16 protein-coding genes are annotated in these 14651 nt (G+C 32.0%); 12 read left to right on the plus strand and 4 right to left on the minus strand.

All coding sequences use genetic code 11. The annotated features are described in order from the left end of the window. The 8 genes from L950_RS19805 to L950_RS19835 all read left to right on the plus strand — a co-directional run. On the plus strand, nucleotides 1-576 hold a 576-nt coding region (locus L950_RS19805; RefSeq protein ID WP_021192331.1), incomplete at its 5' end, for a proton-conducting transporter membrane subunit. A 4-nt stretch (nucleotides 577-580) separates the two neighbouring features. After that, nucleotides 581-832, plus strand: coding sequence for a hypothetical protein (locus tag L950_RS34080; RefSeq protein WP_021192332.1), 252 nt, complete (start codon nucleotides 581-583; stop codon nucleotides 830-832). A 115-nt stretch (nucleotides 833-947) separates the two neighbouring features. Beyond that, a complete protein-coding gene (locus L950_RS19810) occupies nucleotides 948-2069 on the plus strand; it encodes an NADH-quinone oxidoreductase subunit N (RefSeq protein WP_231577465.1) in 1122 nt (373 codons plus the stop codon). Between the two features lie 157 nt (nucleotides 2070-2226). After that, the gene (locus tag L950_RS19815; protein ID WP_021192334.1) at nucleotides 2227-2832 is read left to right on the plus strand and encodes a DUF4254 domain-containing protein; all 606 of its coding nucleotides are present in this window, start codon (nucleotides 2227-2229) and stop codon (nucleotides 2830-2832) included. Continuing rightward, nucleotides 2832-3857, plus strand: coding sequence for a glycosyltransferase family 9 protein (locus L950_RS19820; RefSeq protein WP_021192335.1), 1026 nt, complete (start codon nucleotides 2832-2834; stop codon nucleotides 3855-3857). The genes L950_RS19815 and L950_RS19820 overlap by 1 nt, the downstream gene beginning before the upstream one ends. Before the next feature lie 80 nt (nucleotides 3858-3937). Beyond that, complete coding sequence (locus L950_RS19825) at nucleotides 3938-5056, plus strand: glycosyltransferase family 4 protein (RefSeq protein WP_021192336.1); 1119 nt, start codon at nucleotides 3938-3940, stop codon at nucleotides 5054-5056. Next, entirely contained in the window at nucleotides 5053-5424 is a 372-nt protein-coding gene (locus tag L950_RS19830; RefSeq protein WP_031289796.1) for a hypothetical protein, read from the plus strand. The genes L950_RS19825 and L950_RS19830 overlap by 4 nt, the downstream gene beginning before the upstream one ends. Nucleotides 5425-5456: 32 nt before the next feature. Further along, on the plus strand, nucleotides 5457-6140 hold the full coding sequence (locus tag L950_RS19835; RefSeq protein ID WP_031289797.1) for a glycosyltransferase family 4 protein: 684 nt from the start codon (nucleotides 5457-5459) through the stop codon (nucleotides 6138-6140). A 66-nt stretch (nucleotides 6141-6206) separates the two neighbouring features. Here the strand turns inward: L950_RS19835 and L950_RS19840 are convergent, their stop codons facing one another. The 3 genes from L950_RS19840 to L950_RS19850 form a co-directional block, all read right to left on the minus strand. Next, nucleotides 6207-7247: a glycosyltransferase family 4 protein gene (locus tag L950_RS19840; RefSeq protein WP_037528167.1), complete on the minus strand. Its 1041-nt coding sequence runs from the start codon at nucleotides 7245-7247 to the stop codon at nucleotides 6207-6209. Between the two features lie 120 nt (nucleotides 7248-7367). Further along, nucleotides 7368-8546 (minus strand): glycosyltransferase family 4 protein, encoded by a 1179-nt coding sequence (locus L950_RS19845; protein WP_021192338.1) that lies wholly within the window; start codon nucleotides 8544-8546, stop codon nucleotides 7368-7370. A gap of 188 nt (nucleotides 8547-8734) precedes the next feature. Next, a complete protein-coding gene (locus tag L950_RS19850; protein ID WP_021192339.1) occupies nucleotides 8735-9547 on the minus strand; it encodes a glycosyltransferase family 2 protein in 813 nt (270 codons plus the stop codon). Between the two features lie 183 nt (nucleotides 9548-9730). Here L950_RS19850 and L950_RS19855 point away from each other — a divergent pair, with 183 nt between their 5' ends. Together L950_RS19855 and L950_RS19860 are read left to right on the plus strand one after the other, a co-directional pair. Further along, on the plus strand, nucleotides 9731-10903 hold the full coding sequence (locus L950_RS19855; RefSeq protein WP_021192340.1) for a glycosyltransferase family 4 protein: 1173 nt from the start codon (nucleotides 9731-9733) through the stop codon (nucleotides 10901-10903). A gap of 4 nt (nucleotides 10904-10907) precedes the next feature. Then, nucleotides 10908-11696: a glycosyltransferase family 2 protein gene (locus tag L950_RS19860; RefSeq protein WP_037528169.1), complete on the plus strand. Its 789-nt coding sequence runs from the start codon at nucleotides 10908-10910 to the stop codon at nucleotides 11694-11696. A gap of 63 nt (nucleotides 11697-11759) precedes the next feature. Here the strand turns inward: L950_RS19860 and L950_RS19865 are convergent, their stop codons facing one another. Next, the gene (locus L950_RS19865) at nucleotides 11760-12803 is read right to left on the minus strand and encodes a glycosyltransferase family 4 protein (protein WP_046792084.1); all 1044 of its coding nucleotides are present in this window, start codon (nucleotides 12801-12803) and stop codon (nucleotides 11760-11762) included. Between the two features lie 480 nt (nucleotides 12804-13283). Here L950_RS19865 and L950_RS19870 point away from each other — a divergent pair, with 480 nt between their 5' ends. Together L950_RS19870 and L950_RS19875 are read left to right on the plus strand one after the other, a co-directional pair. Further along, nucleotides 13284-13769 (plus strand): SixA phosphatase family protein, encoded by a 486-nt coding sequence (locus L950_RS19870; RefSeq protein ID WP_021192343.1) that lies wholly within the window; start codon nucleotides 13284-13286, stop codon nucleotides 13767-13769. A 22-nt stretch (nucleotides 13770-13791) separates the two neighbouring features. Next, nucleotides 13792-14651: thioredoxin domain-containing protein (locus tag L950_RS19875; RefSeq protein WP_021192344.1), on the plus strand; the 860-nt coding region annotated here is incomplete at its 3' end.

The raw sequence follows: 14651 nt of genomic DNA on the forward strand, positions 1-14651 counted from the left end.
GGATTTGTGCTCTTGGGCTTAGCTTCTTTTACTGCAGAGGGTATTTCTGGAGCAATGTTTCAGATGATTAGTCATGGTTTTCTATCTGCGGCCTTATTTTTCTTGGTCGGTGTTATCTACGACCGTGTACATGACCGTTATATTCCACATTTTAGAGGATTGGCCAGTATTATGCCTAAATATACGGCATATATAGCTATTGCATTTTTTGCTTCTTTAGGTTTACCTGGTTTCTCTGCATTTATTGCAGAGGCATTTGTGATTATCGGAACATTTAATTCGGCAAGTTTAGGTACTGGTCTCCCAAGATGGATGGCTATAGCTGGATCTGTTGGAATTCTAATGAGTGCGGCCTATCTGTTATGGACATTACAAAGAATGTTTTTTGGAGAAACAAGATTAAAAGGTGGAGATTCTTGGCAACAGGCCCTAGTCGATCTTTCCGTTAGGGAACAGCTAATCTTGTTCCCCACTTTAGCACTTGCTTTACTTCTAGGAATATGTCCTTTTATTATATTCGACCAAATGAATGCTTCTGTCATCAATTTGGTTTCCTTTATTCAACAGTATAATTAAAAACATGGCCGCATTTGCTTCATCAATTTCGTCAATTTTAGACCATATCATAGTAAGTATCCCTTTATTCCAGCCGGAACTTGCACTCATGATTGCTTTTGTATGCAGTATATTTTGCAGTTTATTTATAGACCGAATTTGGAAACAGAGTTCATTTGCTATTACCATAATCGGTTTATTACTTAGTTTATATTTCCTTTTTGATCAGAATAGCCTATTTACTGGTGAATCTGGATTTTTTGAGATGATCAATTGATAAATTATCTATTTTATCCCGCATCATCTTATCGCTATCGACTATACTTATAGCTGTTTTCATCCAGCAACGTTTTTCAAATCAGATCCGTCCTATTGGTGATCTTTATGCAGTATTGCTCACAGCTACACTCGGACTGCACTTATTAACGATAAGCAGCAACTGGTTGCTGATTTTTATAGCGATTGAAACTTTATCGATCAGCTCGTACGTCATGGTCGGATATTTCTCTAAAACGAAATTTGAGGCTGAAGCTGCAATGAAATATGTTTTATTTGGTTCCATCTGTGCAGCGGTCATGCTGTATGGTCTATCACTTATTTACGGTTTCACGGGAAACTTAAATTTTGATAGCCAGCAACATATCCAGGGACTTATTGAAGCTCCAAAAGTCATGACCTGTATTGCATTTCTGTTTTTACTAACCGGAATTGGTTTTAAATTAAGCTTTGCACCTTTTCATGTGTGGAGTCCTGATGTTTATCAAGGTGCTCCTACCCCGATAACTGCCTATCTATCAACAGTGCCAAAAATTGGTGCACTGGTTCTGTTATCGCGTTTACTGGCGAGCTGGACTGCTAGCCCTTTCTTCTACTCAGAGTTCTTAATCTCCGTTATCATCATCATTGCAATCGCTACAATGCTTATAGGAAATCTAGCCGCATTAAAGCAAAAAGATATTAAAAGAATGATGGCCTATTCTTCGATTGGTCATACTGGTATACTCTTGATGGTGGCTCTTGTTTATATTGACAACGATCCTGATGTTTTATTATTTTATCTGGCAATCTATGCTTTGATGAATATCGCAGTCTTTTTATTTATTGATCAACTGGAACAAGGTCTTGAAAGCACCACTATTGAATCTTATAAAGGTTTGGGTAAAAAATACCCGGTGATATTTGTGAGCTTCTCTATTCTGTTGATCTCACTAATCGGACTCCCTCCTACTGCGGGATTTATCGGAAAACTTCTGGTATTTTCTAAGGTATTTGAACAGTACCAGACGTTAAATGAAATACCTTTATTATTCCTACTTATTGTAGGAGCCTTAACTTCTGTGATCTCGTTATTCTTTTACTTTAAAATTCCACTACTTGCATTTTTAAGAGATAGTGACACGGCTATAGCGTTACCAAAGTTCAACAGATTTTTAGTTCTTATAGCTGTTTCGATCAGTATTTTGGTTGTACTCCTCGGAATATATCCAAGTCTGCTTTTAGATTTATTAAAATAGGCTTCCCAATTATTCTTTCATCAATTAAGAAGTTCTTTTCGGGTCTAGCGGCTAATACCCTAACAGCATTTCCTAAAACAGATTCTGGCAAATAAATTTGTTTTAGATATGACGCAATTAAGATTGTAAATAAAACAAATTTATCTAAGTTTGTACTATGATAAGTGCATTAGCTAACACTATTTTTCAACGTGCAATCGCAGATTATCACGTTGAAAACGAAATTGATCAAGTTGTTCAAAATCCTTTTGAGTCGTCATCATTGGAACATTTACTGTATTTGAAATGTTGGATTGATACCGTACAATGGCATATGGAAGATGTGGTCAGAAATCCTGAAATCGACCCTAAGGTAGGTTTATACTGGAAAAGAAGAATCGATGAATCCAATCAGCATCGTACAGATACTGTGGAATATATAGACAGCTACTATCTATTGAAATTCCAAGATGTTACTCCAAACGAAGATGCTAAAATCAACACGGAAAGTCCTGCTTGGGCAATTGACAGATTGTCAATACTAGCTTTAAAAATCTATCATATGGAGCAAGAGACTTTACGTAATGATGTAGCACAGGGCCATATCGATGCTTGTCAAATTAAATTGAATATTCTTTTAGAACAACGTGTTGATCTCTCTCAGAGTATTGATGAATTGCTTTCTGATATCCAAGCTGGAAAAAAATACATGAAAGTCTATAAACAGATGAAAATGTATAACGATCCAAGTTTAAATCCTGTATTGTATCAAGCATCAAAATAATGTCTTTACCATCCAAAATAATTGTTACGCGCTTCTCTGCCATGGGAGATGTTGCCATGGTTGCTTCAGTCTTGAAGGAATTTGTGCAACAGTACCCTGCTGTAATGATTATTATGGTAACCCGTCCACCTTTTAAGGCTTTTTTTGAAGGTATTCCGAATGTACAGTTCCATCCTTTTAATCCCAAAGAACAACATAAGGGTTTAAAAGGTATTGTGAACCTAAAAAGAGAATTAACTTCTTATGGTGCCGATGCAGTTGCTGATCTACATTTTAATTTAAGATCTCGAATTTTAGCAGTTCTTTTTAAGATATCGGGACTTGTGGTCAAGCAATTGGACAAAGGCCGAAAAGAAAAAAAAGCACTTACCCGATTTCAAAATAAGGTTTTGAAACCGTTAAAACCGACTGTTGAACGTTATGCCGATGTATTTCGTGATCTTGGTTTTAAATTTATATTGCAGAATAAATTAGAGCCTACTAAGTTGGCATTACCCAACTTAGCACATGCTTTATTTTCGGATGATGAAAGCAGAAAAATTGGAATCGCCCCATTTGCACAACACTCCTATAAAGTCTTTCCTCTTCCAAAAATGCAGGAAGTAATTGCTTTCTTATCCCAGAACAACTTTGACATATTCATATTTGGCGGAGGGAAATTGGAACAAGCACAAGCTGAAAAATGGCAAGCACTATATCCCAGTGTCCACAGTACAATTGGTCGTTTCAATCTTAAAGAAGAACTTGCTATTATTTCTAATTTAGACTTAATGATCAGTATGGATTCTTCAGGTATGCATATGGCTTCTTTGATGGGTGTTCGTTGCTTGTCCGTGTGGGGTGCTACCCACCCTTTTGCGGGATTTCTTGGTTATGGACAATCCATAGAAGATTGTATTCAGGTAGAACATCCTAATAGACCAAATTCAATGTATGGAAATAAGCCATGTGATTGTGATGGTAAGGAAGCAATTGATTTAGTCTCTTCGGAAATGATTATTAACAAAATAAAACAAATTATCTAAATTTGAATTTACAGATAATCGAATAGTACTGTTACCCATTTTGAGTAATATCTAAAATAAGACAATATACAAGTAGCAAAATGTTAAGAATAGGATTTGATGCAAAGCGATTTTTTAATAATCACACAGGGCTAGGGAACTACAGCCGTGATTTAATTCGCATATTACGTGCAAATAATCCTGAGATAGAATACCTCCTTTACACACCACAAACTGGAAAATCTGACTATAATAATCTAGTTCCAGATCGTTTTATTAGACGTCCTTCTGGTTTTATTAATCGTATCTTACCCAGTAATTGGCGTTCTAACCGTATTGTTAAGGATTTAGAAAATGATCAAATTGACATCTATCACGGTCTTTCCGGAGAGATCCCAATAGGTCTAGATAAAACATCGATTAAATCGGTCGTGACAATTCATGATTTGATTTTTATTCGCTATCCTGAACTTTATAAAAAAATAGATCGTACTCTGTATCATAAAAAATTTAAATATGCATGCGAGCATGCAGATCAAATTGTAGCGATCAGTGAACAAACCAAATTAGATATTGTTGATTTTTTTCACATTTCTAAAGACAAGATCAAAGTCATCTACCAAGGATGTCATGAATCATTTAAATCTGTTAAATCGGAAGAAGAAAAGCAAACCTTAATTAAGAAGTTGGGTCTTCCCCACGAATTCATATTGAATGTAGGTACAATCGAGCCTCGTAAAAATGTATTTTCAATTGTCCAGGCAATTAAAGATAAAGATATTCCTTTAGTTATAGTTGGTAAACAGACTGCTTATGCTAAGGAAATAAAATCGTACGTTGCGGCTCATAATATGGAAAATCGCGTAATCTTTTTACAAGGATTGACAATGAATGAATTATCGGTCCTCTATAGCATTGCTAAAATATTTATTTACCCTTCAATTTTCGAAGGATTTGGAATACCTATCATTGAAGCATTATATAGTGGAACGCCTGTCATCACAACAAATTCCGGCGTTTTTCCTGAAGCTGGAGGACCATTCTCCCATTATATTGATCCGAATGATATAACTCAACTTTCCTTAAGTATAGATAGTATTTTGAATTCACCGGAACGACAGGAGATCATGAGTCAAAAAGGATTAGCGTATGCACAACAGTTCAATGACGAAATATTGGCTGCTCAATGGATGAACCTTTACAAAAAAATTAGTAAATGAGAATAGGTTTTTTTAATTCGATAGAGACGTGGGGCGGAGGTGAGAAATGGCATTTTGAATCTGCAGTACATTTTGCGAAGCTTGGTCATGATGTTTATTTTTTTGGTTCAAAGAACAGTAAATTAGAAACAAAGCTACTTGAATTCCCTGCAATCACATATATTGAAGTCCATTTAACTAATCTTAGTTTTCTAAATCCGGTAAAGAGGTGCTATTTGACTTCGACATTTGAAAAGTTACAGATTGAAGTCGTATTAATCAATAATCCGAGAGATTTAAAAATTGCTGCTTACGCCGCTCATAGTGCAGGAGTTCCTCGTATTATATACCGAAGGGGGTCTGCTATTCCTATCAAAATACATTTCTAAATCAACGTATTTTTGGAAACTATATCACTGATGTGCTAGCAAATTCCTATGCAACTCGAGAAACGATATTAGCAAATAATCCTCAACTGTTTCCAAAAGAAAAAATTAGAGTAATTTACAACCCTATCGATTTTCAAAAATTTGATCAATTAGTTTATAAAAAAATAGTTCCCGATTGCAAAGATGATTCATTAATTATAGGAAATCTAGCAAGACTTGCTCCACAAAAGAATCAGAAGTTTTTAATCGATCTCTCTGTAGAATTAACCAGACTACAGATTAAACATCAGATTTACATTACAGGTAAAGGTGAGCTGGAAAGCGAATTAAAAACTTATAATATAGAAAACGGTACGGATAAGAATGTTCATTTTCTAGGATTCACAGATTCCCCGAGGAGCTTTTTAGTTGATATTGATATTTTTATATTAAGTTCACTATGGGAGGGTTTTGGATATGTACTAGCAGAGGCTTCTCTAGCAGAAAAGCCCATTATAGCTTTTAATAGTAGTAGCAATCCTGAATTAGTAAAGGATAACATCTCTGGCTTTTTAACGGAAGTAAATAGTATTCCACAAATGGTGGAGAAAATCAAAAAACTACAAGACATTAAGCTTCGGAAAGAAATGGGGACAGCAGGAAGGAAATTTATACTAAAATCCTTTGATAAAAATATAATCTACAAGAACCTCGAAGATTATATTTTAAACAACTAGTTTTTAGTGTACTTTTACGTAAAGTTATAAATATTTCAAAACACCCCAAGAAGAAACCCAGTATTCTTACTTTAACACTTCTTCATATAGGTTCCAATATTGTTTTGCTGCCATATCCCATGAAAATTGTCCGGCCCACTTTTTTATATGGGAACTTCTATCAGTAGAATTAATTAAGTTCATAATGTGAAATTTACCAAAATTAATCATATAATCCTTCTCGGTTGAATCTAAGAAAAAAGCTTCCTCACCACCGATTTCTGGTAAGCACGTATTTGTAGATAATAGCACTTTCTTACCAAAAGACATGGCCTCTATAACAGGTAAACCAAAACCTTCGGCAATTGACGGAAAAACAAACATGGCGCAGTTACTTAGATATTGATATTTTTCTTCCTCCGTAATTGGCCCAGTAATAACAACACGATCCAAAACTCCTAATTCTTTAGCAATAGATAGGATATACTTATCATAACCAATTTCATTGACAACACCACTTATTACTAGTTCTAGATCATTTCCAACTAATAAATATGGCAAAACATGAAAATTCTTTTTATGGTTTACAGTACCAATTGTAAATAACAGTTGTTTTCTAATATGCTGATTATTTTCTGCAGAATGATATTGATTTACAATTTCTGTCTCAATATTATTCCCATTATACACTATATGTATAGGTTTACCTCTTAAATCACAGTGTTGTTCCAAATCATTTTTAACATACTTAGAGATAGCAACAATACAATCTGCACGATCCAAATTGTCCTGCAGTTTTTTTAAATAATATTTTTCCTTTTGTACAGATTTTCCTTCCTTAAGAAAGTTAAGATCATGAATAGTAGATAAAACTTTAGTTTTTGTGCCTTTACTTGGAAAGTATGAACTCAATTGATATGTCGAATGCCACAGATCTACATTATTAAATCTAGGCATCCAAAATTTATGTAACGATTTTTGCTTAATATAATTTACTTGATCACCAAAGTCTTTCTTAATAGAATCTGGATAATAAAATGATAATTTAGCATCAGTTGTTTGGTTTTTCAATAAAGATAAGCCAAGGTGTTTACAAAAGAAATATAAGCCTGTATGCTTATGTTTCATTCTTTCAGTATCAAATATAATTTTATAACTCATTGACTCAATATCATACTTTCGATTAACAGTTTTTTCCTTGATAATAAAGGAATCCCTAATTAAAAAAATTGATTTCGGAAACTTAAACTAATCCTTAATCAAGGAGTCATTTAAAAACTCTTCCTCCAAAACTTCACTATGGTTATTTAGAAAATAGCTTTCTCCTTCAGATTGTATCTTTTTATAATAGTTCTCATCATTAAAAAGCCTATTTATTTCATTGGCAAATTCTACTCCTGAGGATGTAACAATGCAACCATTCTGCCTCTTATTAAACAAACCATCTATTCCTCTTATATTAGTAACAACTGGCATGCCATAAGATAAAGCTTCCACAACTTTAATTTTTATTCCAGTCCCAGTTAACATAGGACACATAAATACTTTCGCATCCACGAAAAGAGATTTTAAGTCTTCTACAATTCCAAGTTCTATTACTTGGCTTGAGCCAGAAAAATATTTACTAATACTACCAGCAACTACGATTTCAATATCTTTGTTGATATGTTGTAATACTTCTTTTAGGAACCATTTAACACTTCTTTTGTTATGATCATTGTCACTCGCTACATAAAAAAGTTTTCGAGAGTCTTTATTACATAAAAATTCAGATTTACGATTAGGAAATGAAACAGGAACTAGCTGTACTGGTTTTTGGGTAAACTGTTCAAAAATATATTTTTCTTCTACAGAATATGTCCAAATTTCATCAAACTCTTTTAAGATACCCACTTCCTTTTCTAATATTCTATATGGCAATGATGTTGATTTCTTAGCTCTATATGTGGTTAAATACTGACCCGTTATAAAATCATGTGTATCAATTATTGAAGTTTTATATGATTTTAAATTTTTAATAAGACTTCCCCAATTAACATAACTAATTATAGCAAAATCATAGTTTTTATTTCCAGTATATTTTTTAAAATTAAATTTTAAAAGATATGTTGTTAAGTCGATTTTACTCTTTGTAAAACCGAAGATAAACTCCCATATTTTATACTTGAAAATATAACTCAAAAACTTTTTCCTGTCTATTTTCCTATCCAAAACAACAAGATTAATTGTAGGATATTTATCTGCGAACATCCTAATACTTTCATCATTCCAATTACCCCAGAATCGCTCTGTAATGAAATCGACGTCAAATTCTTCAGATTTTCTGTTAAAATAGTCCAACATCTTAACAAACCTTGTAATATTACCAGCCTTGTTATTAAATGGATTATCAGGAACGAAATAAAGTATTTTTTTCTTCTTCGACATTTAAAATTTTTAAATTAATGATCACTACATATTGTTGTACGACCAAAATGGATATTATTTACTAATTCCACCAACAGATATTGATTTTAGATCTTTTATATATTTTATAAAACTTTTTAATATAAAAAACAGCTATAACTTCTTAACGAGAATAATACACGAAACGCAACACAATTTATGTGAAAAAACTATTTTTTCTTATTGAAAAGATAAAACAATTTTCGGTACCACACATTGTAATACTTATCTTTATACTTGGAATATGTTTGTCGCGTATTAATAAGGTTAATAATATTCCAACCAACGCTCTTATAAGTATTGTAATGTTTATTATAGATGTAAAGATGAGCATCATCCATTATATTATCGAGCTTATTTAAGTCGGTAATGGAATTTTTTATATATCTTTTTCTATAGAAGAATAAAGACATATCAATCTTTTTCACATTTGAATATTTACGGGTATAGCGAATCCACATCTCCCAATCTTCTGCTATTCGAAGATTTTCATCAAATTGCCCTATATCTCTAAAAGATTCAGAACGTATCATAGCTACAATAGGGAAACAATTCTGAGTTAGTATAGTAATTTCATCAAATCGAGCTAAATTATAATTACCACTCTCATTTTCGAACAATTCAGAATCTGAATAAACTAGATCTAATTGGTCATTCTTCTCAAAAGCATTTACACAAATTGAAATATAATCTTTATGAAGTAAATCGTCACCATCTAAAAAGATAAGATATTGTCCATTAGCAATTCTACTTCCAAAGTTTCTAGCAGCAGATGGACCTTTATTCGATTGCTTTAAATATAGAAGGTCAGTCTTTTCTTCTAAAAATGTTGCAATAACTTTTTCAGAATCATCTGTAGAACCATCATTAATTACAATAACTTCAATATCACTGTAACTCTGACAGTATACCGATTCTAAAGTCTCCAATATGGTAGATTCGTTATTAAAACATGGTATAATTACACTAACTTTGGTGTTCATTTATTTATATAAAAATATTTTGAATGGTATCTAAAGTAAGATCACTCTTCTGAACATACACAGAAGAAATATAATTCAAATGTAACAAGTTTTACAATAAATATTTATTTTATTTAGCTATTAACATGTATAACGACTTTGAAATAAAACTTTGGAAGCCCATCCTATGCAATTAAAGAAGAAATGAAAAAGATCAAAAAATTACAATTAACGCTTAAATCAATCATAAAATACCCTAAAATAGTTTATGATATAAATAGTATTAAATCCAATATTATATTCTTCTTTCCACATTACAATACCGGAGGTGCAGAAGAGGTTCATTTAGATATAATTAAATCAGTATCAGAACAAAATGTAACCTGTTTTATTACCGAGCAATCTAAAGATTCCGATTTAAAAAGTCAATTTGAAAAAAATTCGAAATTAATAGAGCTTTATAGATGGGGATGGAAAATCAGTTTAAAAAAAGCAATGTTAAAGACAATAGCTCGTAAAATCAATGCTATACCTAATGCTGTTATTTTTGGCTGTAATTCTCGTTTTTTTTATGACTTGATTCCGTTTTTATCAAAAGATATTCGAGTAATTGACTTAATACATACTTTCTTAGGTGAATATAATTATTCTATGGATAATTATTCATTAAAACATGTTCCTAATATACATTCACGAGTGGTCTTAGGTGAAAACCAAAAGAAAAAACAAATAAGCTTTTACGCAGAAAACAAGATTCATCAAGATTTGAATAAAAGAATTCATATAATTCATAATAAAATATCAACAAGTAATACGATTTATAAAAAAGATTTTGATGATCAATTAACTATTTTATTTGTAGCTCGAAATTCTGAGGAGAAGAGAGCTCAGTTGTTTATTGATATAACAAAAACATGTCTAGAGTTAAAATTACCATTTGAATTTACTATGATTGGAGATTTTGATGAGTATTTCGATAAAATCGGAAGTAATGTGACCATGACCGGAAAAATAACTGATAAATTGTTATTACAATTTTATTATGAAAAAGCCCATATGGTGATGATCACTTCTAAATTTGAAGGATTTCCTATGGTCTTACTTGAAGGTATGGCTCGAGGTTCAGTTCCTATATCCACAAATGTCGGAGAGATACCAACTTATTTAAGTGAAGATAAACAGACAGGATTTTTAATTGACAATTCTCAAGATGAATTAAAAATTAGAACAGATTTTGTTAAAAAACTTATTTTTATTAATACAAATAGAGAAATATTGAAAAAATATTCATTAAACGTTCAGGAGTTAGTAAAAATAGAATTTAATGAAGAGACATTTACTGAAAAATATAGAAGTCTTATTAACGAAACAATATAGTAAAATGGAAAATCAAAACACCAAGCTATCGATAGTAACAATAAATTTAAACAATAAAGATGGCCTAAAAAAAACATTAAAATCAATTGATGATCAATCAAATAAAAATTTTGAATATCTAGTTATTGATGGAAATTCATCAGATGGGAGTCAAGATTTAATAAACAATTCTGCATTTATTGATATTAAAATTTCTGAAAAAGATAGTGGGATCTATGACGCAATGAACAAAGGTATTCAACTGGCAAAAGGCGAATATTTATTATTCCTCAACAGTGGTGATTACCTTAACAATTCGGAAGTGATTAATAATATTATGTCGCAACTAGATGGCGAAGAAATTATTTATGGATCCCTGATCTATGAGGATAAAGATAGTTCAAGAGTTCAACATTACCCAAGTAAATTAACCTTTAGCCAGTTCCTTTATGAAACTATAGGTCACCCATGCTCATTCATAAAAAAAGATTTATTTACAAGATATGGATTATATGATACATCTTATCCAATAGTTGCTGATTGGGCATTTTTCACTAAAGTAATTGTCAAAGAGAATGTCAGTACCAAACATATTAATGAAATCATAACCAACTTTGATCTTACGGGTATTACAGCTAGACCTGAAAATCACGATAAAATTAATGCAGAACGTGATCGTTTTCTCAAAGAAAATTTTTCTTTTATACTGGAAGATTTCACTAGAACTACTGCGGCTGTAAAAAAATTAGAAAGAATCCAATCATCAAAAGGATTTAAAATACTTAAAGCATTCGGAGTAAAGAAATTTCAGTAAAGGATTTATTGAAATTTCTGAATCTACTTGGTCTGTCAAAGAAAACCGATAATTACAGTTATTTTAACCTAAGCTTTTATAGATTTTAATTGTTTTTTCAATACATGAATGCATGCTGTAATTTATTAATTTTTCTTTTCCTTTATTTATTAAGCTTTCACGTAATAATTTAGATTCAAGCAAACTTTTCATTTCACTAACAAAAGAATCTAATGATTCCACTTCAAAATAAGCGGCTGCATCTCCTGCAATCTCTGGAAAGCAACTTGCATTACTTAATAATACCGGACATTCATTTTTAAAAGCTTCCAAAATAGGCAAACCAAACCCCTCATAAAGAGAAGGATAAACAAAAAATAAAGCTTTCGTATATAATAGATTTAACTGCTCATCAGTAGCTGCTACGTGAATGACTTTATCTGTTATATGATTTCTATATAAAAGTTCCTGTTCAGAAATTGCCAAGCTACTACCAGCCAATACAAGTTTGAGTTCAGGAAACTGTATAGATAATTTAGAAAAAGCTTGAACCAGCAAACTAAAATTCTTATATCCGTATCGGTTACCGACATATAAAATATATAATTCCGGAAGGTTTCGAATATCTTCATAAACTAATGGTTGATTTAAATCAATACCATGATAGACTACTTCAATTTTATCTTCATTCAAGTTGTAATATTTCAGGATGTCACTTTTTGTTTTCTCGGAAACAGCAATTATTTTATCTGCTTTCTCAATATGCAATCGCTTATTGTGAGCAATTGGAGAATCCGATGAAAAAATATCTGGGTAATTTTCATAAATCATATCGTGAATTGTAATAACAAGTGGCTTCTTAAGATCCTGAATAAAATAGGGATCATAATATGTAGGATGAAAAACATCAATGGAGGAATTTTGAAGAGCATTTAATGTTACAAGTTGATTTTTCGTTATTGATTTATAAGGTTTTCGTTGATACTTCTTGATTTTTTCAATAAAATTGAAAGCTCTAATATGCTTTTCAGATAAATAATGATTGATATTACCATACACATCTATGCGATATGACATATCTTCAACCTTATCGATTCCATTCATCAATTCTACAAAATATCGAGAAATACCCCCAAACTTTTGTGCTGCAAAATTTGATAATCAAATAATACCTTCATTAATCTTATATTTTATAATTCAATCAATTGCTATAAAATGAAAATTTCCTTTTCCAAAGTGAATAAATTCAGAATATGAATTTATTCACTTATATGAAGGCAACAATTATCATTTTTGACAAATATAATTCACTTAGTCGAAACTGCTTTCAACCTATCAAAACTTATTTTATGAAAAGCTTTAAAAACATCATAATCAAAGTAAATTACAAGCAAATAGTCTCGCAATTATACTGTTTGTAAGTATATCTTATTTGGTACTATATTGCAAGTAACTCATTCCTTATTTATCATTGAAATTAAGGATATGGTTATTCAAATCTTAACAAGTTTGTCTAAATACAATATTACCATTAATTTAATGTTAAACTTTCCTATTCTTTGAAATAATAAATCGATTTATTTATATTTATATGGATAACTTCAGAATATGTCTAAAAATCTCTATATCGTCCGTCATGCCAAGGCTGAACAGTCATTTTCTAAGAAAGATTTTGACCGTATATTATTAGACAAAGGCATAGAAAGAGCACAACGTGTTTCCCATCAGCTTGCTCTACAGATGCAAGCGGATTCTACTACACTCTGTATTTCCTCTTCTGCAATTAGAGCATCTGAAACAGCAGAGATATTCATTAAAGCAATTAAATATCCTCAGATTGCTTTAATTAAAGAAGATCAGCTATATGAGGCTACTTATTTGGATATTCTAAAACTAATTAACCAAGTTCCACCACATATTCATACACTATTTATATTTGGCCATAACCCTGGTTTATCAGATTTTATTGAATATGTGAGTAATGAATCTGTCCCTTTATCAACATCGCAAGTTGTACATCTGATTCTTGATGAAGGTTTTGATTTTAATACCCTAACATCCAATACTGCTACGCTTTTAAATACCATAGTATAATTCATTTTTGTACCTTCGGGTTATGGCAAATCAATTGCAATTTGAAAATTCTCCTTATTTGAAACAACATGCGCATAATCCGGTTCACTGGATGCCATGGGGGGAAGAAGCATTAAAAAAAGCACAGGAAGAAAATAAATTGATCATCATCAGTATCGGCTACTCTGCCTGTCACTGGTGTCATGTGATGGAACGCGAAAGCTTTGAAAATGATGTGATCGCACAGACCATGAATAAGTTTTATGTTCCGATCAAAATAGACAGAGAAGAGCGTCCAGATATTGATCAGGTCTATATGACTGCGGTACAGTTGATGACAAATGCTGGTGGATGGCCATTAAACTGCATCTGTTTACCTGACGGTAGACCCATATACGGTGGTACTTATTTCAAAGCTCATGATTGGCAGAATATTTTAATTCAGATTGCCCGCATGTGGGAGGAACAACCTGCTGTAGCAATGGAATATGCTGACAAATTGACAAAAGGCATTCAACAGAGTGAGCGATTACCTATAAATGCAATACCGGAGCAATATAAGTTTGAAGATTTAGAAGATATTATAAAACCCTGGAAAGAATTATTTGATCCAAGGAACGGTGGCTACCATCGCAGTCCAAAATTTCCACTTCCTAACAACTGGTTATTCTTATTGCGTTACGCTGTTTTATCGCAGGATACTGAAACACTAAGCCATGTTCATTTTACGCTCCAAAAAATTGCTTCTGGAGGTATCTACGACCACATCGGAGGTGGCTTTGCGCGCTATTCAGTCGATAGTGAATGGCATGTCCCACATTTTGAAAAAATGCTGTACGACAATGGCCAACTCATTTCCCTGTATGCAGAAGCTTATCAACAGCAACCCCATCCTTTATATAA

The sequence above is a fragment of the Sphingobacterium sp. IITKGP-BTPF85 genome (genome assembly GCF_001006065.1).
In the GTDB taxonomy this organism is placed as follows: Bacteria; Bacteroidota; Bacteroidia; order Sphingobacteriales; family Sphingobacteriaceae; genus Sphingobacterium; species Sphingobacterium anhuiense.